Origin of the sequence: Shinella zoogloeoides (genome assembly GCF_033705735.1) — a bacterium.
Taxonomy (GTDB): Bacteria; Pseudomonadota; Alphaproteobacteria; order Rhizobiales; family Rhizobiaceae; genus Shinella; species Shinella zoogloeoides_A.
On the sequence record NZ_CP131130.1, the window covers coordinates 3,044,036 to 3,063,940 of the forward strand.

Consider the following 19,905-nt stretch of genomic DNA (forward strand, 5'->3'; position numbering starts at 1 on the left):
CCTTGGCACCGCCGATCCTCAAACTCGACGACATCTTCCTCAGCTTCGGCGGCACGCCGCTCCTTGCCGGCGCGAGCCTGCAGGTGGAGCCCGGCGACCGTATCTCACTCGTCGGCCGCAACGGCTCGGGCAAGTCGACGCTGATGAAGATCGCCGCCGGCCTTGCCGAGGCGCAGTCCGGCGAGGTCTTCCGCCACCCCTCCGCGACGATCCGCTACCTGCACCAGGCCCCCGATTTCGACGGCTACGACACGGTCGCCGCCTATGCCGAAGCGGGCCTCGGGCCAAGCGACGACCCATATCGCGTCACCTACCTGCTCGAACATCTCGGCCTTTCCGGCAGCGAGGACCCGAAGTCGCTCTCCGGCGGCGAGGCGCGCCGGGCGGCGCTCGCCCGCGTCATGGCGCCGGAGCCGGACATCCTGCTCCTCGACGAGCCGACCAACCATCTCGACCTGCCCACCATCGAATGGCTGGAAGGCGAGCTGCAATCGACCCGCTCGGCCCTCGTCGTCATCTCGCACGACCGCCGCTTCCTCGAAAAGGTCTCCAACGCCACCGTCTGGCTCGATCGCGGCCAGTCGCGCCGGCTCAATCGCGGCTTCGGCCATTTCGAGGCCTGGCGCGACGAGGTGCTGGAAGCCGAGGAACTGGAGCAGCACAAGCTCGGCAAGGCCATCGAGCGCGAGGAACACTGGCTGCGCTACGGCGTGACGGCCCGCCGCAAGCGCAACATGCGCCGCCTCGGCGCGCTGCACGACCTGCGTGCCCGCTATCGCGGCCACAAGGGCCCGCAGGGCTCGGTACAGGCCAGCGCCTCCGACGCGCAGGAATCCGGCAAGCTGGTCATCGAGGCGGAAAAGATCACGAAGGCCTATGGCGAGCGCACCATCGTCGCCCCCTTCTCGATCCGCGTGCATCGCGGCGACTGCATCGGCCTCGTCGGCCCGAACGGCGCCGGCAAGACGACGCTCTTGAAGATGCTGACCGGCCAGCTCGAACCCGACAGCGGCACCGTCAAGCTCGGCACGAACCTGGAGATCGCCACGCTCGACCAGCGCCGCGAGGACCTCAACCTCGACGACACGCTCGCCCATTACCTCACCGACGGGCGCGGCGAGACGCTGCTGGTCAACGGCGAGCAGCGCCATGTCACCGGCTACATGAAGGAATTCCTCTTCCAGCCGGAACAGTCCCGCACGCCGATCCGTAACCTCTCGGGCGGCGAACGCGCCCGGCTGATGCTGGCGCGCATCCTCTCGCGCCCGACGAACCTGCTCATCCTCGACGAACCCACCAACGACCTCGATATCGAGACGCTGGACCTCCTTCAGGAGATCGTCGCGGGCTTTGCCGGCACGGTGCTGCTCGTCAGCCACGACCGCGACTTCCTCGACCGCACCGTCACCTCCACCATCGCGCCCGCCGATCCGGAAAGCCCGGATGGACGCTGGATCGAATATGCCGGCGGCTATTCGGACATGATGGCCCAGCGCCGCGGCGCGATCGAGGAGAAGCGCAAGGCGGAAAAGGCCGAAAAGGCCAAGGCCGCCGACACGCCTGCCGCTGCCTCCGCGGACGCGAAGGGCAAGGCGAAGCTCTCCTACAAGCAGAAATTCGCGCTCGAAAACCTGCCGAAGGAAATGGAAAAGGCCGAAAAGGAAATCGCCGCCCGCGAGGCGAAGATGGCCGACCCGAACCTCTTCACCAAGGACCCCGCCACCTTCAACAAGCTCGCCGCCGAGATGGAGAAGCTGCGCGACAGCCTGACGAAGATGGAAGAGGAATGGCTGGAGCTGGAAATGCTGCGGGAAGAGCTGGAAGGCTGAGGCATCCGCGCGCTCATCCGCCAACCTCTCCTCCGTCATGGTCGGGCTTGACCCGACCACCCACGCCACGGACCACGACGTCTCTTCAGAAGACGAAAAAGCGCCGCCGATTTTCCCCGCCCGGCCGGGCTCCGGTAGACTGGAGACCGCCGGATTGATTCGCGCCCGCAGTGGCGTTATCAATATTCCCGTGGTGATTTGGCCGGCCGGCTTGCAGCCACGTTAAACAAGTCGCTAAAGGGCCGCGCGAGGAAGAGCCTTACGTGGACCGGTTGCGACATCGTTGCGGCCGGTTTTGTTTTGGATCGAGTTGAAACATGCCCATCAAGATTCCCGATACGCTCCCCGCCTTCCAGACCCTCGTCAACGAGGGCGTGCGGGTGATGACCGAAACGATGGCGATCCGGCAGGATATCCGCCCGCTGCAGATCGGGCTGCTCAACCTCATGCCGAACAAGATCAAGACGGAAGTGCAGATGGCGCGCCTCGTCGGCGCCTCGCCGCTGCAGGTCGAATTGTCTCTCATTCGCGTCGGCGGCCACCGCGCCAAGAACACCTCGGAAGAGCACCTCCTCGCCTTCTACGATACGTGGGAGGAGGTGAAGCACCGCAAGTTCGACGGCTTCATCATCACCGGCGCGCCGGTGGAAACCCTCGACTACGAGGACGTCACCTATTGGGACGAGATGAAGCAGATCCTCGACTGGACCGAGACCAACGTCCATTCGACGCTGAACGTCTGCTGGGGCGCCATGGCGGCGATCTACCATTTCCACGGCGTGCCCAAGCACACGCTGGAGGAAAAGGCCTTCGGCGTCTACCGCCACCACAACCGCAAACCCTCGTCGGTCTATCTCAACGGCTTCTCGGACAATTTCGAGGTTCCGGTCTCGCGCTGGACGGAGATCCGCATCGAGGACATCCGAAGCGTGGCGGAACTCGACATCCTGCTCGATTCCGACGAGACGGGCGTCTGCCTCATCCAGGAGAAGGCCGGCAACCGGCTCTATATCTTCAACCATGTCGAATACGATTCGACCTCGCTCGCCGACGAATATTTCCGCGATGTCTCGGCCGGCGTGCCGATCAAGCTGCCGAAGAACTATTTCCCGCACAACGATCCATCCCTGCCGCCGCAGAACCGCTGGCGCGGCCATGCGCACCTGCTCTTCGGCAACTGGATCAACGAGATCTACCAGACCACGCCCTACGACCTCGAGAAAATCGGAACAGGAGCCTGACCCATGAGCCGTGTCGTCGTTCGCCCTCTGCACAAGGATGATGAAGGCGAATGGCGGCGCCTGTGGACCGCCTATCTCGCCTTCTATGAGACGGTCCTGCCCGAGGAGATTTTCGCCAGCACCTTCGCCCGGCTGACGGGCGAGACGGCGGACGGCGAATATCGCGGCCTTCTGGCGACGCTCGACGGCAAGCCGGTGGGCCTTGCGCATTACCTCTTCCACCGCTCCTGCTGGACCATCAACAGCATCTGCTACCTGCAGGATCTCTTCGCCGATCCCGAGGTGCGCGGCAGCGGCATCGGCCGGGCGCTGATCGAAGGCGTCTATGCCAAGGCAGAGGAAGCGGGCGCGCCCGAGGTCTACTGGATGACGCAGGACTTCAACGCCACCGCCCGCAAGCTCTACGACCGCATCGCCGACAAGACGCCCTTCATCGTCTACCAGAAGAATTTCTGAGGCGGCATCAAAAAGTATGACTTTTTGATTGCGGGTGGCGGCAAATAACGGCACGTTGCCGCCACAATGAACCGGATGCGGAGGAAACGGGCGGTGCGGGCAGGAAACGGGATCTTCGGCCATCTGGAAAACGGCGAGCCGGTCGAGCGCATCACGATCACCGGCGGCGGGCTGACGGCTCATGTGCTCACCTGGGGTACCGTCATTCAGGATCTGCGCCTTCAGGGCCACGATGCCCCGCTCGTTCTAGGCTACGCGGACCTGCCCTCCTACCGCGCCCACTCCCCCTATTTCGGCGCGACGCCCGGCCGCTGCGCCAACCGCATCGCCGGTGGCCGCTTCTCCATCGACGGCACCGCCTACCAGCTCGAATGCAACGAGCGCGGCATCACGCATCTGCACGGCGGCAGCGACGGCATCGGCCAGCAGAACTGGCGGATTGCCGATCAGGGCCCAGATTTCGTGACCCTTGCTGTCACGGACCCCGCCGGACGCGCCGGCTATCCCGGCACCGCTTCCATCACCTGCACCTACCGCCTCACCGGCGACGGCGTGCTCTCTGTCGTCTACGAGGCGACGACCGATGCGCCGACGCCCGTCAATCTCTGCCAGCACAGCTATTTCATCCTCGACGGCAGCGCCGACGCCTTCGGCCACGAGATCCGCCTTGCCGCCGATCACTACCTGCCCGTCGACGAGAACCTCATCCCGAGCGGCGAGGTCCGCCCCGTCGCCGGCATGCCCTTCGATCTCAGGGACTGGACGCCGCTTTCCCGCCAGAAGGCGGCCGATGGTGTCGCCTTCGACCACAACTTCTGCCTCTCGCCCGAACGGCAGGCCAAGCGCCCCGTCGGCGCCGTGCGAAGCCCGGCATCCGGCGTCTCGCTGGAGGTCCTGACCACCGAACCCGGCGTGCAGCTCTATACCGGCGCCTATGTGGATTCGCCCGTCCCCGGTCTCGATGGCCGCCGCTACGGCCCCTTTGCCGGCTTCTGCCTCGAAACGCAGATCTGGCCGGACGCCGTCAACCACGACAACTTCCCGAAGGCGGTCCTGCGCCCCGGCGAGACGCTGCGGCAGGAAACGGACTACGTCTTCCGCAAGGGTTGACCACCCCGAACGGGTTGGCAAAACGCAAGGAAATCGAAACTTTTGTAGCGGACAACCGAGCCATATTGGCCCGAAATGACGCCGGGTCGTGCGGGATTGAACGCGCCAGGACAGCGCCGGTCGCCCCCAGGGGACACCTGTCCATGAAAATCTCGGATCTCTCCATTTCCCGGAAAGTCGGCTTCCTGGTGCTCCTCATGGGCATCGCCGCCGGCACCATCGCCACCGTCGGCAGCCGCGGCCTCACCTCGCTCGGCGCGGCCCTTCAGGACACCGGCACGCGCGAGGAAGTCGCCCGCGAAGCCATGGACCTGCGCATCGACGTCATCGCCATCAGCCGCATGACCTACCAGTTGGCGACCGCCCCGGAAAAGGCGGCGGACTTTGCCGCCGAGACGGAAAAGCGCGCCGGCGAGATGCTGGACCGCCTGCCGAAGATCGCCTCGACCGCCGATGCCAGCGAACAGAAGCTGCTCGAAGGCGTGCGCGCGGCGCTGGTTCCCTATTTCGACCAGATCCGCGCCATGGTGGCCGTCGCCTCGCAGAACGGCGCAGACCGCGCCGCGATCCACGCCGCACTCGACAAGGCGCTGGAAGGCCAGAAGGCCGTTACCGCGGCGCTGAAGGAATACACCAACTACTCCGCCGAGACCCTTTCGGCCTCCCGCGCCGTCGCGATCTCCCGGTCTGCGAACACGCAGGTCCTGCTGCTCGCCACCGCCTTCGTCTGTATCGTCGCGGGCATGCTGCTGAGCATGCTCTTCGCCCGCAACGGCATCGTGCGGCCGATCCAGCGCCTGACCGGCGTGATGTCGAACCTTGCCGCCGGCAAGCTGGACGACGAGATTCCCGGCACCGACCGCAAGGACGAGATCGGCGCCATGGCGCGCACGCTCGACGTCTTCCGCGCCAACGAGATGCAGATGCGCGAAATGGAGGCGCAGGAAGCGGCCCTTCAGGCGCAGAGCAAGGACCTGCAGTCCAACATCAGCACCATCGTCGCCGCCGCTGCCGCCGGCGATTTCTCCCGCCGCATCACCAAATCCTACGAGGACGAGGATCTCAGCCGCTTCGCAGGCAGCGTCAACGAACTGGTGGCCAATGTCGACCGGGGCGTCAGTGAAGTGCGCCGCGTCATCGCCTCGCTGTCGCATGCCGACCTCACACAGGAAATGGCGGGCCATTTCCAGGGCGACTTCGCCGAGCTCCAGGCCAACGTCAACGGCGCCATGCTGACGCTGCGCAGCACGATGAGCGGCATTCTCTCGACCGCCGGCACCATCACCGGCAATTCCCGCGAGCTTTCCGCCGCCGCCGACCAGCTCGCCCACCGCACCGAGCAGCAGGCCGCCTCGCTGGAGGAGACCGCCGCCGCGCTCGAGGAGATCACCACGACCGTGAAGACCTCCACGGCCCGCGCCGTGGAAGCCTCGGAGATCGTGCGCGAGACCAAGGAAAGCGCCGAGAAATCCGGCGACATCGTGAAGAGCGCCATCGACGCCATGGGCCGCATCGAGCAGTCCTCGCAGAAGATCAGCCAGATCATCTCGGTGATCGACGAGATCGCCTTCCAGACGAACCTTCTGGCGCTGAATGCCGGCGTCGAGGCTGCCCGTGCAGGCGAGGCGGGGCGCGGCTTCGCCGTCGTCGCGCAGGAAGTGCGCGAGCTCGCCCAGCGCTCGGCCAATGCGGCCAAGGAGATCAAGACGCTGATCAACGCCTCGGCAGGCGAAGTGAAGGGCGGCGTTTCGCTTGTTTTGTCGACCGGCGACGTGCTCTCCGAGATCAAGGACCTCGTGAACCGCGTCAACGACCATGTCGTCTCGATCACCCGCGCGGCACAGGAACAGTCCGCCGCGCTCGGCGAGATCAACACGGCCGTCAACCAGATGGACCAGATGACCCAGCAGAACGCCGCCATGGTAGAAGAAACCACCGCGGCGAGCCAGGTCCTCGCCAGCGAGGCCGCCCAGCTCCAGACGGCGCTCTCGCAGTTCCATATCGGCGAGGGCCACGCTCACGCCACGCAGCATCGCCGCGCCGCCTGAGCCTCACCTGCCGAATCGCGGCCGGGCAAAAACCGGCCGCGACTTCCGACGCAAATCGTCACAGCCGTATTAAAACAGCCAAAGCGCTGGCCAACCCTAGCGCCCGCCCGGGTTTCCCAGCGCCAAAACGCACAAAAGCCCCGGCGAACCGAGGCTTCGAAACTTTGGAGAGAATGGAGCGGGTGAAGCGATTCGAACGCTCGACCCCAACCTTGGCAAGGTTGTGCTCTACCCCTGAGCTACACCCGCTCATCGTCGACGGCCTGGGGTAGTCTGTGGCCGAAGGTCGCTGCGTTGCGGCGACGGGCGGTATATGGCCCAAGCCATTTTCAAATGCAACAGGGAAATGTCGGATTTTGAAGAAAAAATTGCAGCGCTTTGCCAGGCCCCGGTTTCTCAGGTGGTTGCGCGCGGGCAGGCGAAGTCCTAATCAGCGGGCGGAGTTATTCGGGACAGGAATCAGGACATGAGCGAAGCGCAGCCGAAGACGGACAAGGACCTCTTTCAGTTTCTCGACGGGCTGGGCATCGTCCACACGACGAAGGAGCATGCCCCCGTCTTCACCGTCGCCGAATCCGTCGCGCTGCGCGACGAGATTCCCGGCGGCCACACGAAGAACCTCTTCGTGAAGGACAAGAAGGACAATTACTTCCTGATGACCGTCGAGGAACATGCGACGGTAGACCTGAAGACCATTCATACCGTCATCGGCGCGGCAAGCCGGGTCTCCTTCGGCAAGCCGGAGAAGCTGATGGAATATCTCGGCGTCATTCCCGGCGCCGTCACCGCCTTCGGCGTCCTCAACGACGCGGGGAAGAACGTGAAGATCATCATCGACCAGGACCTGATGGCCTTCGACACGATCAACTGCCACCCGCTGCGCAACGACGCCACCACCTCGATCGGCTCGAAGGACCTGCTGCGCTTCATCGAGGCGACGGGGCACGAGCCGCTTGTCTTGAAAGTCACGGCCTGACATACGATTTTGGGCACAGACACGCGTTTGACGGCGCCATGCGCCACAGGAGAGACCCATGAGTGCAGGCGACAACCCCTATGCATCGTCCTATGGCGGACAGATGAACGTTTCGGCGAACTATGGCGGGGCGGCACCGGCGGATGACCTGATCAAGGACACGACGACGGCGAACTTCTCGCGCGACGTGCTGGAGGCCTCGCGCCAGCAGCCGGTCCTCGTCGATTTCTGGGCGCCCTGGTGCGGCCCGTGCAAGCAGCTCCAGCCGCTCATCGAGAAGGTCGTGCGCGAGGGCGCCGGCCGGGTGAAGCTCGTCAAGCTCAACATCGACGACCATCCCTCCATTCCCGGCCAGCTCGGCATCCAGTCCATTCCCGCCGTCATCGCCTTCGTCGGCGGCCGGCCGGTGGACGGCTTCATGGGCGCGGTGCCGGAAAGCCAGATTCGCGAGTTCATCGACAAGGTGGCCGGCCCCGCGGGCGCCGACGAGAAAGCCGAGATCGAGGCGATGCTCGCTGAAGCGAAGACGCTCTTCGACGCGGGCGACCTTGCCGGCGCGGCCGATCTCTACGGCGCGCTGCTGCAGGCCGACCCGGAGAACGCCCCGGCACTTGCCGGCATCGCCGAATGCATGATCGCCGTCGGCCAGCCGGACAATGCCCGCCAGGCGCTCGCCAACCTGCCGGAGGCGCTTGCCGCCGACCCGGCCATCGCGGCGGTCGCCAGGAAGCTCGACCAGATCGAGGAGGCCCGCAAGCTCGGCGATCCGGCCGCGCTCGAACAGGCGCTGGCGCTGGACCCGGACGATCATGCCGCGCGGCTCAACCTTGCGAAGATCCGCAATGTGGAGGGCGACCGCCAGGCGGCGGCCGACCATCTGCTCCACATCATGAAGCGTGACCGCGCCTTCGACGACGATGGCGCACGCCGCGAACTGCTGCAGTTCTTCGACGTCTGGGGTCCCAAGGACCCGGCGACGATCGCCGCCCGCCGCAAGCTGTCGTCGATCCTGTTCTCCTGAGCCTTTTTTCAGGGCCACGGGCGCGGCGTCCCTTGAGAAACGCCGCGCCTACCCCACATTCGGGAAAGGGCGCGCTGACGAGGGGCGGGAGATGTTTCGCCGCGCCGCGAATTGGGAAGGCAATGCCATGCAGGTGGGAAATGCGCGTTATCTGAAGCCGGAGGACCTGCCCGAGGCCATTCCCGTCTTTCCGCTGACGGGTGCGCTGCTCCTGCCCGGCGGCCAGCTGCCGCTCAATATCTTCGAGCCGCGCTATCTTTCCATGTTCGACGATGCGCTCGCCTCGCACCGACTGGTCGGCATGGTGCAGCCGGTCTTCGGCGAGCACCGGGCGGAAGAGCCGGCAGGCGAGACGCCCGCGCTCTGCCAGGTCGGCTGCCTCGGCCGCATCACCTCCTTCGCCGAGACCGGGGACGGGCGCTACATCGTCTCGCTCACCGGCATCTGCCGCTACAGGCTGCTGGAGGAGGTGCGGAGCGGCAAGTCCTATCGCAGCTTCCGCATCGCCCCCTTCATCACCGACCTTTCGGCCGGCGACGACGAACAGAGCGTCGATCGCGAGGCGTTGCTTTCCGCCTTCAAGGCCTATCTCGACGCCAACAAGCTGGAGGCGGACTGGGAGAGCGTCGAGCGCGCCAGCAACATGACGCTGGTCAACTCCATGGCGATGATGTCGCCCTACGGCCCGGCGGAAAAGCAGGCGCTGCTGGAGGCACCGGACCTCAAGACGCGGGCGGAAACGCTGATCGCGATCACCGAAATCGTCCTAGCGCGCAGCTACGGCGACGTCGACACCCGCCTGCAATAGGACTCGCCCCATGGATGCCAGCACCAGCCGCGTCGATCCGAAGCTGCTCGAACTCCTCGTCTGCCCGCTGACCAAGGGGCGGCTGGTCTACGACGCCAAGGCCGGCGAGCTTGTCTCCGAAAAGGCGAAGCTCGCCTACCCGATCCGCGACGGGATCCCGATCATGCTGATCTCGGAGGCACGGGAGATCAAGGATTAGATCGGCTGCCCCACCAGCATGCGCGGATGGTTTCCGCCCGTGGTGCCCTCGGCCTGGCGGATGAAGAAGGATTTGAGGCCGGGCAGGCGGTCGACGACGCCGAGGCCGACGTCGCGCAGGACGCGCAGGGGCGTTACGTCGTTGGAGAAGAGGCGGTTCAGGACGTCGGTGGTCATGCCCATGCGGACCGTGTCGAAGCGGCGCCAGGTCTCGTAGCGTTCCAGCACCGAGACGGCGCCGATATCGAGGCCGAGACGGTCTGCCTCCACGATGGTCTCGGCCAGCGCCGCCACGTCCTTGAAGCCGAGATTGAGGCCCTGGCCGGAAATCGGGTGGATGCCGTGGGCGGCGTCGCCCGCCAGCGCGAAGCGCGGGGCGACGAAGGCGCGGGCGAGCGTCAGGCCGAGCGGGAAGGCGCGGCGGCCGTCGACGACCTTCAGCGCACCGAGCTTGTGGCCGAAACGGCGCTCCAGCTCTTCCTCGAAGACGAGATCGTCGCTCTCGACGAGGCGGCGGGCATCTTCCGTGCGCTCGGTCCAGACCAGCGAGGAGCGGTTGCCGGTGAGCGGCAGGGTGGCGAAGGGGCCGGCGGGCAGGAAATGCTCTTCCGCCGTGCCCTCGTGCGGACGCTCGTGCTCGACGGTGGTGACGATGCCGGACTGGCCGTAGTCGAAGCGCACCACCTTGATGCCGGCCATGTCGCGCAGCTTCGAGCGCACGCCGTCGCAGGCGACGAGGAGACGCGTCTGGCGCTCCGTGCCGTCGGACAGGGTGACGGTGGTGGAATGCTGGCCGGTTGCAAAACCTTCCACGGAGGTCGACCAGCGAATTGCTACGCCAAGGGCTTCCGCCTGCTTCAGCAGGCCGCCGGTGATGGCGCGGTTCGGCACCATATGGGCGAAGGGCTGGCCGTCGTCACCGGAGCCGGCACCCTCGAAGGTGAGGAAGACGGGGCGGACGGGGTCGGCCGTGCGCGAATCGGTGATCACCATCCGGCGGATCGGCTCGGCCTCCGGCTCGATCTCGTTCCAGATGCCGAGCACGTCGAGCAGGTTACGCGCGGCGGCGACGATGGCGAAGGCGCGCTCGTCTTTGCGCCAGGCATGATCGGGCGCTGCATCCACCACCTCGACGGCAAGGTGCGGCGCGGCCTTCTTGACGGCGACGGCCAGCGACAGGCCGACATAGCCGCCGCCGGCGACGAGGACGTCGAGCATCTGGGCTTCGGGCATGGCGGTCTCCACGGCGCTTGAGGTCTTTCCTTCCCCTATATAGAGGAGGAGGAAACGCTTTCCTACCTCGGGTCCAAGAGAGGAGCCACGTCCAAATGTCGCGCCAGACCGCCAATCCCGCCATGGATGTTCTCCTTCGGACGCTCGATATCGAGCGGCTGGAAACCCGCCTGTTTCGTGGAGAAAGCCCGCAGGTCGGCTGGCAGCGGGTGTTCGGCGGGCAGGTGATCGGCCAGGCGCTGGTCGCCGCCACGCGCACGGTGGAGGAAAACCGCTTCGTGCATTCGCTGCACGCCTATTTCGTGCGGCCGGGCGATCCCTCCATCCCGATCATCTACGACGTGGAGAACATTCGCGACGGCGGCTCCTTCGCCACGCGCCGCGTCGTCGCCATCCAGCACGACCGGCCGATCTATTTCATGACCGCCTCCTTCCAGGACGACGAGGACGGCTTCGAGCACCAGACGGCGATGCCCGACGTGCCGCCGCCGGAAAAGCTCATCGGCGAAGCGGAGCTGAAGGCGCAGTTCATGGCCGCCGCGCCGCCGCATATCCGCGCCTACTGGGAGCGCCCGCGCCCCATCGAGCTGCGCCCGGTCTCGCTGAAACACTATCTTTCCTCGGAGAAGCTAGACCCGCACCAGAACATCTGGGTGCGCACCACGGGGCCGGTGCCGGCCGACCGCCATCTGCAGGCGGCGGTGCTTGCCTATCTCTCCGACATGACGCTGCTCGACACCTCGCTCTTCGCCCATGGCACGTCGGTTCTCGACCGTTCGCTGCAGGTGGCGAGCCTCGACCATGCCATGTGGTTCCACCGCCCGCCCGTCCTCGATGACTGGCTGCTCTACAGCCAGGACAGCCCTTCGGCCTTCGGCGCGCGCGGCATGACGCGCGGCGCAATCTTTACCCGCTCCGGCACCCTCATTGCCTCCGTTGCCCAGGAAGGGCTGATCCGGAAAAAGGCAACCGCCTAAATTTTACGCACCATTCCATTGACGACTATTTTTTGAGCATGTGCGGCGGTGAATTTTTGAACCGCAGTATGCCTGCGATTTTTATCGGTTTGATTTCAGTTATTTAGCCAAGACGTTCGAATCTGGCACGCCCCTTGAATGTGTATCTCCAGTCGTTGCGCTGCCAACGGCCAGAGAGATGGCCCCGGCTGGGGACAAGCACGAAGGATGGGAAACCAGATGAAAATCGTAATGGCCATTATCAAGCCGTTCAAACTCGACGAGGTGCGCGAAGCCCTCACCGCCGTCGGCATCCAGGGCCTGACCGTGACCGAGGTGAAGGGTTACGGCCGCCAGAAGGGGCATACGGAAATCTATCGCGGCACCGAATATGCCGTCAGCTTCCTGCCGAAACTGAAGATCGAGATCGCCGTGCCGGGCGACGTCGTCGACAAGGCCGTCGAGGCGATCGCGTCGGCCGCCAAGACCGGCCAGATCGGGGACGGCAAGATCTTCGTCTACTCGATCGACCATGCCGTGCGCATCCGCACGGGCGAAACCGATACCGAAGCCCTTTAAGCAAACGGCCTGTCAGGGAGCCTTTTCAACATGTCTGCATTCACGCTTACCCGTATCCTTCCCCGCGCGGCCGCAGCCGCGGCGGCCCTGCTGACGCCGGTCGCCGCCTTCGCGCAGGAAACCGCCCCGGCCGCAACGCAGGCCGCAGCCGCCGCACCCGTTCCGGACAAGGCGGACACCGCCTTCATGTTCCTCGCGACGCTGCTCGTCTTCTTCATGCTGATCCCGGGCCTTGCCCTCTTCTACGGCGGCCTGGTGCGCGCCAAGAACATGCTGTCCGTCCTCATGCAATGCACGGTCATCGGCGCCATGATGATGATCGTCTGGGTGATCTACGGCTACTCCTTCGCCTTCGGTGGCTCGACGAGCGCCTATTTCGGCGGTTTCGCCAAGGTGTTCCTCACGGGCGTCACCGTCGAGAGCACGGCCGCGACCTTCACGGACGGCGTCGTCATCCCGGAATATATCTTCATGCTGTTCCAGATGACCTTCGCGGCGCTGACGCCCGCGCTGATCGTCGGCGCCTTCGCCGAGCGCATCAAGTTCTCGGCCGTCATCCTCTTCACGCTGCTCTGGTCGACCTTCGTCTACTTCCCGATCGCCCACATGGTCTGGGACGGCAACGGCCTGATCTTCAAGATGGGCGCGCTCGATTTCGCCGGCGGCACCGTCGTGCATATCAATGCCGGCGTCGCGGGCCTCATCGGCGCGATCATGGTCGGCAAGCGCACAGGCTTCGGCAAGGACATGATGGCGCCCCACTCCATGACGCTCACTCTCGTCGGCGCCGCCATGCTGTGGTTCGGCTGGTTCGGCTTCAACGCGGGCTCCAACCTCGAAGCCTCGGGCGGCGCGATCCTCGCCACCGTCAACACCTTCGTCGCGACGGCTGCCGCGATCCTCGCCTGGTCGGTGGTGGAGACCTTCACCCGCGGCAAGGCCTCGTTGCTCGGCGCCGCCTCCGGCATGATCGCCGGCCTCGTCGCCGTCACGCCGGCTGCCGGCTCCGTCGGCCCGTTCGGCGCCATCGTGCTCGGCCTCGTCGTCTCGCCGGTCTGCTACTTCTTCGTCGCCGTCGTGAAGAACAAGTTCGGCTATGACGATACGGCGGACGTCTTCGGCGTCCATGGCGTCGGCGGTCTCATCGGCGCGCTCGGCACGGGCATCTTCACCGCCCCGTCGCTCGGCGGCACGGGCGGCGCGGATTTCTCCATCGCCTCGCAGTTCATGACCCAGCTCACCGCCGTCGCCATCACCATCGTCTGGTGCGCCGTCGGCTCGGCGATCCTCTACAAGATCGTCGACATGGTCGTGGGCCTGCGCGTCTCCGTCGAGGCCGAGCGCGAGGGTCTCGACCTCTCGTCGCACGGGGAAGCGGCCTACCACGCCTAAGCTCCGCGGCGGCCCGCCCGGCCGCCGCATAACTATCCATCGCGGATATGGTCCGCCATATCCGCCTCTGGCCCGGACTTCGGTCCGGGTCTTTTTCGTTTACGCTGCGGAAACCATGATGCGGCACTGCATGGTTAACATGCCATTAAGCCTTCCTTCGTAGGGTTCGCAGTCAGGCACCTTTCGCGAATCATGCGGATCGTCGCGATTTTCCTTGTGTAGGCACAGGCTGGAACCATGAGCAGAAGCATTTCGGCAGGACTGGACAACCGTCACGACCGTTTCGTTCTGTCGGCATTCGTCTTGCGGCAGATACAGGTCCTCGCCGGGCTCGGCATCTTCGCCGGTCTGGCGCTCGCCATCGCCGCGCTATCCACCTGGAACGTCTCCGATCCCAGCCTCTCCTACGCCTCAGGAGGCGAGCCGAAGAACATCCTCGGCTATCCGGGCGCCGTCTTCGCCGATCTCTTCATGCAGTTCTTCGGTCTTGCCAGCGTCATCGCGCTGCTGCCGGTCGTCGCCTGGGGACTGGCGATGGTGAGCGGCCGGCGCTTCCACCGCATTCCGCAGCGCGCGGTCGCCTGGCTCGGCGGCGCGATCCTCGCCTCCGCCGCGCTCGCCTGCGTGCCGGGGCCCGTGACCTGGCCGCTGCCGACCGGCCTCGGCGGCGTCTTCGGCGACATGATCCTGCGCTTCCCCGCGCTCTTCACCGGCGCCTATCCCACCGGCATGTTCGCGACCGTCATCGGCTGCATCGTCGCTGTACCCGCCGCCTGGCTGATGGTGTTCAGCGCCGGCCTCGTCGGCGCCGTCCCGGCCGATGACGAGGACGACCATGCGCCCGCTCCGGCCCAGAGCCGCGCCCGCGCGGTGGCCGAGGAAGACGACGAGGACGACGAGCGTGAAGGCCCGCTCACCGTGCTTGCCGGCGCGATGACCCATGCCTGGTATACCGGGCAGGCGCGCGTGCGCCGCATCTTCGGCCTCTCGAACCAGCGCCGCAGGGCGCGCGGCATCGAGCAGCCCTACGATTTCAACGAGGACGAGTTCGGCACGCTGAACGAGCCGGTGCGCGCCCGCGCCGCAAGCCGCACGGCCGAGCGCGTCGAGCCCTCCATGGACGGCCGCCGCGCCGTCGCCGCACCGTCGATCTCGCTCGATGACGACGACCTGCCCTTCGACATGGGCGACGAGCCGCTCGCCCGCCCGAGCGGCATCCTGCCGGACGAGGACGCTGACGACATCGCCGCCGACTGGGCACCGCGCCGCGCGCCGGCCCGCCAGGCGGAACCTGCCGCAGGTGCCCGCGTCGTCGCCCCCGCCGCGCGGCCGAAGCTCGGCCAGCGCGCCGACCGCGAAGCGCAGACCTCCTTCGTCGGCCCGGACGGCTTCCAGCTTCCGCCGATCCACCTGCTCGCCGAGCCGAGGGGCCAGGTGCGCGACGCGACGCTTTCCGCCGACGCGCTGGAGCAGAACGCCCGCATGCTGGAAGGCGTGCTGGAGGATTTCGGCGTCAAGGGCGAGATCATCCATGTGCGCCCCGGTCCGGTCGTCACGCTCTACGAACTGGAGCCGGCGCCCGGCATCAAGTCCTCACGCGTCATCGGCCTTGCCGACGACATCGCCCGTTCGATGAGCGCGATCGCCGCCCGCGTCGCCGTCGTGCCGGGCCGCAACGCCATCGGCATCGAGCTGCCGAACCAGAGCCGCGAGACCGTCTATCTCCGCGAACTCATCGCCAGCCGCGATTTCGAGACCTCGAAGGCCCGCCTCGCCATGGCGCTCGGCAAGACGATCGGCGGCGAGCCGGTCATTTCCGACATCGCCAAGATGCCGCATCTGCTGGTCGCCGGCACCACCGGCTCGGGCAAGTCGGTCGCCATCAACACCATGATCCTGTCGCTGCTCTACCGTCTGAAGCCGGAACAGTGCCGCCTGATCATGATCGACCCGAAGATGCTGGAACTCTCCGTCTATGACGGCATCCCGCATCTCCTCTCCCCCGTCGTCACCGATCCCAAGAAGGCCGTCGTCGCCCTCAAATGGACGGTGCGCGAGATGGAGGAGCGCTACAAGAAGATGTCGAAGATCGGCGTGCGCAACATCGACGGCTTCAACAGCCGCGTCGAGCAGGCGCTCGCCAAGGGCGAGACGATCACCCGCACCGTGCAGACCGGCTTCGACCGCCAGACCGGCGAGGCGATCTACGAGACGGAAGAATTCGATCTGCAGCCGATGCCCTATATCGTCGTCATCATCGACGAGATGGCCGACCTGATGATGGTCGCCGGCAAGGATATCGAGGGCGCCGTGCAACGGCTCGCCCAGATGGCGCGCGCCGCCGGCATCCACGTCATCATGGCGACGCAGCGTCCCTCGGTCGACGTCATCACCGGCACGATCAAGGCGAACTTCCCGACGCGCATCTCCTTCCAGGTGACGTCGAAGATCGACAGCCGCACCATCCTCGGCGAGCAGGGCGCCGAACAGCTCCTCGGCATGGGCGACATGCTCTACATGGCCGGTGGCGGGCGCATCCAGCGCGTGCACGGCCCGTTCGTCTCGGACGGCGAGGTCGAGGCCGTCGTCGCCCATCTGAAGACGCAGGGCGCGCCGCAATATCTCGACGCCATCACCGAGGACGACGACGAGGACGGCGAGGGCGGCCACGGCCCGGCCGGCACCGCCAACCTCGACGATTCGGACGATCCCTACGACCAGGCGGTGGCCGTGGTGCTGCGCGACGGCAAGGCCTCCACCTCCTATATCCAGCGCCGCCTCGGCATCGGCTACAACCGCGCCGCCTCGCTGATCGAGCGCATGGAGAAGGAGGGCCTGATCGGCCCCGCCAACCACGCCGGCAAGCGCGAGATCCTCGTGCCGACGGAAGACGAAATTTCGGGACGATGACCGGGAACGCGGGGCCTTCCGCGGCGTTTTCTCCGGCAAGTCTCACGTCAGGAGCCAGTGCCATTATGGCGCCGCGTTTGGCTCGCATGACAGACGCATGAAGGAGACCGACATGATCCGATCCGAACACGGCCGGCCGGCCGGCACACTGACCCGCCGCGGCTTCACCGGCCTTCTGGCCTTCACGCTCGCGGCCGGCCTCTCGGTGCTCGCGCCCGCGCCCGCCTCCGCGCAGGCGAGCGGCACCGCGCAGAAGATCGCCGATCACTTCGCCTCCGTGAAGACGATGATGGGCGAGTTCGTGCAGTTCGGCCCGCGCGGCGAGCAGACCGGCGGCAAGTTCTATATCGACCGTCCCGGCAAGATCCGCTTCAACTACGAGGATCCCTCGCCGATGCGCGTGATCGCCGACGGCAAGTCCGTCGTCATCGGCAACCGCAAGCTCAAGACCTGGGACATCTACCCGCTCTCCAAGACGCCGCTGAACCTCCTGCTCGCCAACAGGATCGACCTTTCCTCCAAGATGGTGCGCGGCGTGAAGGAGGAGGCGGACCTGACGACCATCGTCCTCGGCGACAAGAGCGTGTTCGGCGATTCGACCATCACCATGATGTTCGATCCCAAGACCTATGACCTGCGCCAGTGGACGATCACCGACGCCCAGGGCAAGGACACGTCCGTGATGATCTTCAACGTCAAGACCGGCGTGCCGCTCGACGACAAGGTCTTCTCGATCCCCTACGATGAAATCCGCAACCGCGGCCGCAACTGACGGCGCGAAAGCCTTCCTGCGCGCCGTGAAGTGATTCCACTCGCCGGCAAAATGCTTTAAGACCCCCGGACGATTTCCCGGGGGCCGGCATGACACTTTCGATCGCGACATGGAACATCAACTCGGTGCGGCTGCGCATGCCGCTCGTCGAGCATTTCCTGAAGACCTATTCGCCGGACGTCCTGTGCCTGCAGGAGACGAAGTGTCCGAACGACCAGTTCCCGTCAAAGCCACTGAAGGCGCTCGGTTACGAGCATATCGTCATGCATGGCCAGAAGGGCTATCACGGTGTCGCCACCGTCTCGCGCCTGCCGCTGACGGAGATCGTCGAGCGGCGCGACTATTGCGGCGTCGGCGATGCGCGGCATGTCTCGGTGGTCTTCCATCACCGGAACAAGTCGATCCGCCTGCACAATTTCTATGTGCCGGCCGGCGGCGATGAGCCGGACCGCACGATCAATCCGAAATTCGGCCACAAGCTCGATTTCATCGAGGAAATGAAGCTGCTGCACGCGGAGGCCGAGGCGGGCATTTCCTCAATCCTCGTCGGCGACCTCAACATCGCGCCGCTGGAGCATGACGTCTGGTCGCACAAGCAGCTCCTGAAGATCGTCAGCCATACGCCCATCGAGACCGAGGGGCTGATCGACGTGATGACGAAGGGGGCCTGGGTGGACCTGATGCGCCGCAAGGTGCCGGCGGAGGAAAAGCTCTATACGTGGTGGAGCTACCGCTCGGCCGACTGGCAGGCCGCCAACAAGGGCCGCCGCCTCGACCATATCTGGTCCTCCGCCGATCTCGACCCGCACCTCACCAACATCTCGGTGATCCGCGAGGCCCGCGGCTGGGAACGGCCGTCCGACCACGTGCCGGTTATCGCGGAATTCGATTTCTGAGGGTGCTTGCGGGAGGTTTCACGCTGGCGTCTTTCGGACAAGGATGATCACCTGCGGAAACCGCCCCTCATCCGGCCTGCCGGCCACCTTCTCCCCGCAAGCGGGGCGAAGGAGATATGACGCGCCGTTTTCCCGGCTTTCGGGTACCGCGTGGGGCAGTCCCCTCTCCCCGCCTGCGGGGAGAAGGTTAGGGTGAGGGGCCAATCCAGCCCGCTACAGAGTTTCAGGCAAACCGGCCCGCCAGCCCCCGCATCCGGGTGATCATCGCCGCAAGATTCTCGCGGATGCGCGCATCGACCAGCACGGCGACGTCGGGATATTCTTCCAGCATGCGCCGGAAGAGTGGGCGGTTGATGCGGATGACCTCGCTGTCCTCCAGCGCGACCGCCGTATATTTCCGCTCGACGGCGGAGATCATGGCAAGTTCCGAAAGAAGCGTGCCGGCGCCCGCCGTGCCTTCATTACGCGTCGAACCGTCCCGAAGCGTGGATGTCAGCTGGAACGCGCCATAGGCGACGACGAAGCCGCAATCGGCGGACGTGCCCTCGCGAAACAGCGTCTGCCCTTCCACCAGCCGCCGGCGCTCGGCGCCGAAGGCCATCAGCCGCAGCTTGTCGTCGGAAAGGCCGGCGAAGAGCGGCACGCGGGAGAGAAGGGCGATGTCGTCGCTGAGAGCCACGTCGGGCGCTCCTTACTGATTACGGAACGATTTTATACCCGCCGTTCTCTGTCACGAGAATCTCCGCATTGGAAGGGTCCCGCTCGATCTTCTGGCGAAGACGGTAGACATGGGTCTCCAGCGTATGGGTCGTGACGCCGGAATTGTAGCCCCAGACCTCTTCCAGCAGCACGTCGCGCGTCACCACCTTCTGGTCGGCGCGGTAAAGGTAGCGGATGATCGCCGCCTCCTTCTCGGTGAGGCGGATCTTCTGGCCGTTTTCCAGCGTCAGCAGCTTCTGGCCGGGCTTGAACGTATAGGGGCCGACGGTGAAGGTGGCGTCCTCGCTGCTCTCGTGCTGGCGGAGCTGTGCGCGGATACGCGCGAGCAGCACGGCGAAGCGGAAGGGCTTGGTCACATAGTCGTTGGCCCCGGCCTCGAGACCGAGGATCGTGTCCGAATCGGTGTCATGGCCCGTCAGCATGATGATCGGCGCCTTGAAGCCGCCCTTGCGCAAGAGCTTCACCGCCTCGCGGCCATCCATGTCGGGCAGGCCGACATCCATGATGAGCAGGTCGATCTGGTTGCTGCGCGCCGTCTGGATGCCCTTGCCGGCCGTCGTTTCCTCGAGCGTCGCGAATTCCTCGTAGAGCGAAAGCTGCTCGACGAGCGTCTCGCGAAGGTCGTTGTCGTCGTCGACAAGTAGGATCGTGCGGGATGTCATGCTTTACCTCTCGGCATTCCTCTGGAAAGTAAGGGAACTGGCGCTTTTGGCAAGCCCGCCTGTGGCTTAGCCGATCAGGTTGCCGCATGGCGCGAATA

18 protein-coding genes, 1 tRNA gene and 1 riboswitch are annotated in these 19,905 nt (G+C 65.6%); of the genes, 15 read left to right on the forward strand and 4 right to left on the reverse strand.

Translation table 11 applies throughout. The features are described 5' to 3' along the window. The first annotated feature begins 2 nt into the window (after positions 1-2). The 5 genes from ShzoTeo12_RS15140 (at position 3) to ShzoTeo12_RS15160 (ending at position 6,684) form a co-directional block, all read left to right on the forward strand. Complete coding sequence (locus ShzoTeo12_RS15140; protein ID WP_318910216.1) at positions 3-1,829, forward strand: ABC-F family ATP-binding cassette domain-containing protein; 1,827 nt, start codon at positions 3-5, stop codon at positions 1,827-1,829. A 180-nt stretch (positions 1,830-2,009) separates the two neighbouring features. Next, a riboswitch (SAM riboswitch) is annotated at positions 2,010-2,087 on the forward strand. A 59-nt stretch (positions 2,088-2,146) separates the two neighbouring features. Beyond that, the gene (gene metA, locus ShzoTeo12_RS15145) at positions 2,147-3,070 is read left to right on the forward strand and encodes a homoserine O-acetyltransferase MetA (protein WP_119257792.1); all 924 of its coding nucleotides are present in this window, start codon (positions 2,147-2,149) and stop codon (positions 3,068-3,070) included. A 3-nt stretch (positions 3,071-3,073) separates the two neighbouring features. Next, positions 3,074-3,526: a GNAT family N-acetyltransferase gene (locus tag ShzoTeo12_RS15150; RefSeq protein ID WP_318910217.1), complete on the forward strand. Its 453-nt coding sequence runs from the start codon at positions 3,074-3,076 to the stop codon at positions 3,524-3,526. Positions 3,527-3,601: 75 nt separating this feature from the next. After that, the gene (locus ShzoTeo12_RS15155; protein ID WP_413251103.1) at positions 3,602-4,636 is read left to right on the forward strand and encodes an aldose epimerase family protein; all 1,035 of its coding nucleotides are present in this window, start codon (positions 3,602-3,604) and stop codon (positions 4,634-4,636) included. Positions 4,637-4,779: 143 nt separating this feature from the next. Beyond that, a complete protein-coding gene (locus ShzoTeo12_RS15160) occupies positions 4,780-6,684 on the forward strand; it encodes a methyl-accepting chemotaxis protein (protein ID WP_318910219.1) in 1,905 nt (634 codons plus the stop codon). A gap of 174 nt (positions 6,685-6,858) precedes the next feature. Here ShzoTeo12_RS15160 and ShzoTeo12_RS15165 read toward each other — a convergent pair. After that, positions 6,859-6,933 (reverse strand) — tRNA-Gly (locus ShzoTeo12_RS15165). A 217-nt stretch (positions 6,934-7,150) separates the two neighbouring features. On the opposite strand from ShzoTeo12_RS15165, the gene ShzoTeo12_RS15170 reads away from it, so the two are divergent. The 4 genes from ShzoTeo12_RS15170 (at position 7,151) to ShzoTeo12_RS15185 (ending at position 9,688) form a co-directional block, all read left to right on the forward strand. After that, positions 7,151-7,660, forward strand: a complete 510-nt coding sequence (locus tag ShzoTeo12_RS15170; protein WP_318910220.1) for a prolyl-tRNA synthetase associated domain-containing protein — start codon at positions 7,151-7,153, stop codon at positions 7,658-7,660. A gap of 58 nt (positions 7,661-7,718) precedes the next feature. Next, positions 7,719-8,681 carry a thioredoxin gene (gene trxA / locus ShzoTeo12_RS15175; protein WP_318910221.1) on the forward strand — a complete coding sequence of 321 codons (963 nt, stop codon included), beginning with the start codon at positions 7,719-7,721 and terminating at the stop codon, positions 8,679-8,681. Positions 8,682-8,808: 127 nt separating this feature from the next. Then, a complete protein-coding gene (locus ShzoTeo12_RS15180; RefSeq protein WP_119258006.1) occupies positions 8,809-9,489 on the forward strand; it encodes an LON peptidase substrate-binding domain-containing protein in 681 nt (226 codons plus the stop codon). 10 nt (positions 9,490-9,499) lie between these two features. Then, positions 9,500-9,688 (forward strand): Trm112 family protein, encoded by a 189-nt coding sequence (locus tag ShzoTeo12_RS15185; RefSeq protein ID WP_119257813.1) that lies wholly within the window; start codon positions 9,500-9,502, stop codon positions 9,686-9,688. On the opposite strand, the gene ShzoTeo12_RS15190 is transcribed toward ShzoTeo12_RS15185, so the two are convergent. Continuing rightward, positions 9,685-10,905, reverse strand: coding sequence for a ubiquinone biosynthesis hydroxylase (locus ShzoTeo12_RS15190; RefSeq protein ID WP_318912461.1), 1,221 nt, complete (start codon positions 10,903-10,905; stop codon positions 9,685-9,687). The genes ShzoTeo12_RS15185 and ShzoTeo12_RS15190 overlap by 4 nt on opposite strands. A 110-nt stretch (positions 10,906-11,015) precedes the next feature. On the opposite strand from ShzoTeo12_RS15190, the gene tesB reads away from it, so the two are divergent. From tesB to ShzoTeo12_RS15220, 6 genes are all read left to right on the forward strand, one after another. Beyond that, entirely contained in the window at positions 11,016-11,897 is an 882-nt protein-coding gene (gene tesB / locus ShzoTeo12_RS15195) for an acyl-CoA thioesterase II (RefSeq protein ID WP_318910222.1), read from the forward strand. A 207-nt stretch (positions 11,898-12,104) separates the two neighbouring features. Beyond that, positions 12,105-12,455, forward strand: a complete 351-nt coding sequence (locus ShzoTeo12_RS15200) for a P-II family nitrogen regulator (RefSeq protein WP_162911452.1) — start codon at positions 12,105-12,107, stop codon at positions 12,453-12,455. A gap of 30 nt (positions 12,456-12,485) precedes the next feature. Next, positions 12,486-13,847: an ammonium transporter gene (locus ShzoTeo12_RS15205; RefSeq protein WP_318910223.1), complete on the forward strand. Its 1,362-nt coding sequence runs from the start codon at positions 12,486-12,488 to the stop codon at positions 13,845-13,847. 237 nt (positions 13,848-14,084) lie between these two features. Beyond that, a complete protein-coding gene (locus ShzoTeo12_RS15210) occupies positions 14,085-16,757 on the forward strand; it encodes a DNA translocase FtsK (RefSeq protein ID WP_318910224.1) in 2,673 nt (890 codons plus the stop codon). Positions 16,758-16,854: 97 nt separating this feature from the next. Next, positions 16,855-17,529, forward strand: coding sequence for an outer membrane lipoprotein carrier protein LolA (locus ShzoTeo12_RS15215; RefSeq protein ID WP_413251104.1), 675 nt, complete (start codon positions 16,855-16,857; stop codon positions 17,527-17,529). An 89-nt stretch (positions 17,530-17,618) separates the two neighbouring features. Further along, positions 17,619-18,425, forward strand: a complete 807-nt coding sequence (locus ShzoTeo12_RS15220) for an exodeoxyribonuclease III (protein WP_318910225.1) — start codon at positions 17,619-17,621, stop codon at positions 18,423-18,425. A gap of 223 nt (positions 18,426-18,648) precedes the next feature. Here the strand turns inward: ShzoTeo12_RS15220 and ShzoTeo12_RS15225 are convergent, their stop codons facing one another. Both ShzoTeo12_RS15225 and ShzoTeo12_RS15230 read right to left on the reverse strand, forming a co-directional pair. After that, entirely contained in the window at positions 18,649-19,104 is a 456-nt protein-coding gene (locus tag ShzoTeo12_RS15225) for a cyclic nucleotide-binding domain-containing protein (protein WP_119257819.1), read from the reverse strand. Between the two features lie 19 nt (positions 19,105-19,123). Beyond that, a complete protein-coding gene (locus ShzoTeo12_RS15230; RefSeq protein ID WP_119257820.1) occupies positions 19,124-19,807 on the reverse strand; it encodes a response regulator transcription factor in 684 nt (227 codons plus the stop codon). Positions 19,808-19,905: the final 98 nt, after the last annotated feature.

What these genes read in the sequence shown, in the direction of transcription:
- ShzoTeo12_RS15200 (WP_162911452.1), top strand. Translation starts at nt 12,105, where the DNA reads ATGGGAAACCAGATGAAAATCGTAATGGCCATTATCAAGCCGTTCAAA.
- ShzoTeo12_RS15230 (WP_119257820.1), bottom strand. Translation starts at nt 19,807, where the DNA reads ATGACATCCCGCACGATCCTACTTGTCGACGACGACAACGACCTTCGC.
- ShzoTeo12_RS15180 (WP_119258006.1), top strand. Translation starts at nt 8,809, where the DNA reads ATGCAGGTGGGAAATGCGCGTTATCTGAAGCCGGAGGACCTGCCCGAG.
- ShzoTeo12_RS15210 (WP_318910224.1), top strand. Translation starts at nt 14,085, where the DNA reads ATGAGCAGAAGCATTTCGGCAGGACTGGACAACCGTCACGACCGTTTC.
- tesB (WP_318910222.1), top strand. Translation starts at nt 11,016, where the DNA reads ATGTCGCGCCAGACCGCCAATCCCGCCATGGATGTTCTCCTTCGGACG.
- ShzoTeo12_RS15185 (WP_119257813.1), top strand. Translation starts at nt 9,500, where the DNA reads ATGGATGCCAGCACCAGCCGCGTCGATCCGAAGCTGCTCGAACTCCTC.
- ShzoTeo12_RS15220 (WP_318910225.1), top strand. Translation starts at nt 17,619, where the DNA reads ATGACACTTTCGATCGCGACATGGAACATCAACTCGGTGCGGCTGCGC.
- trxA (WP_318910221.1), top strand. Translation starts at nt 7,719, where the DNA reads ATGAGTGCAGGCGACAACCCCTATGCATCGTCCTATGGCGGACAGATG.
- ShzoTeo12_RS15155 (WP_413251103.1), top strand. Translation starts at nt 3,602, where the DNA reads ATGCGGAGGAAACGGGCGGTGCGGGCAGGAAACGGGATCTTCGGCCAT.
- ShzoTeo12_RS15150 (WP_318910217.1), top strand. Translation starts at nt 3,074, where the DNA reads ATGAGCCGTGTCGTCGTTCGCCCTCTGCACAAGGATGATGAAGGCGAA.
- ShzoTeo12_RS15205 (WP_318910223.1), top strand. Translation starts at nt 12,486, where the DNA reads ATGTCTGCATTCACGCTTACCCGTATCCTTCCCCGCGCGGCCGCAGCC.
- ShzoTeo12_RS15160 (WP_318910219.1), top strand. Translation starts at nt 4,780, where the DNA reads ATGAAAATCTCGGATCTCTCCATTTCCCGGAAAGTCGGCTTCCTGGTG.
- ShzoTeo12_RS15190 (WP_318912461.1), bottom strand. Translation starts at nt 10,905, where the DNA reads ATGCTCGACGTCCTCGTCGCCGGCGGCGGCTATGTCGGCCTGTCGCTG.
- metA (WP_119257792.1), top strand. Translation starts at nt 2,147, where the DNA reads ATGCCCATCAAGATTCCCGATACGCTCCCCGCCTTCCAGACCCTCGTC.
- ShzoTeo12_RS15215 (WP_413251104.1), top strand. Translation starts at nt 16,855, where the DNA reads ATGAAGGAGACCGACATGATCCGATCCGAACACGGCCGGCCGGCCGGC.
- ShzoTeo12_RS15170 (WP_318910220.1), top strand. Translation starts at nt 7,151, where the DNA reads ATGAGCGAAGCGCAGCCGAAGACGGACAAGGACCTCTTTCAGTTTCTC.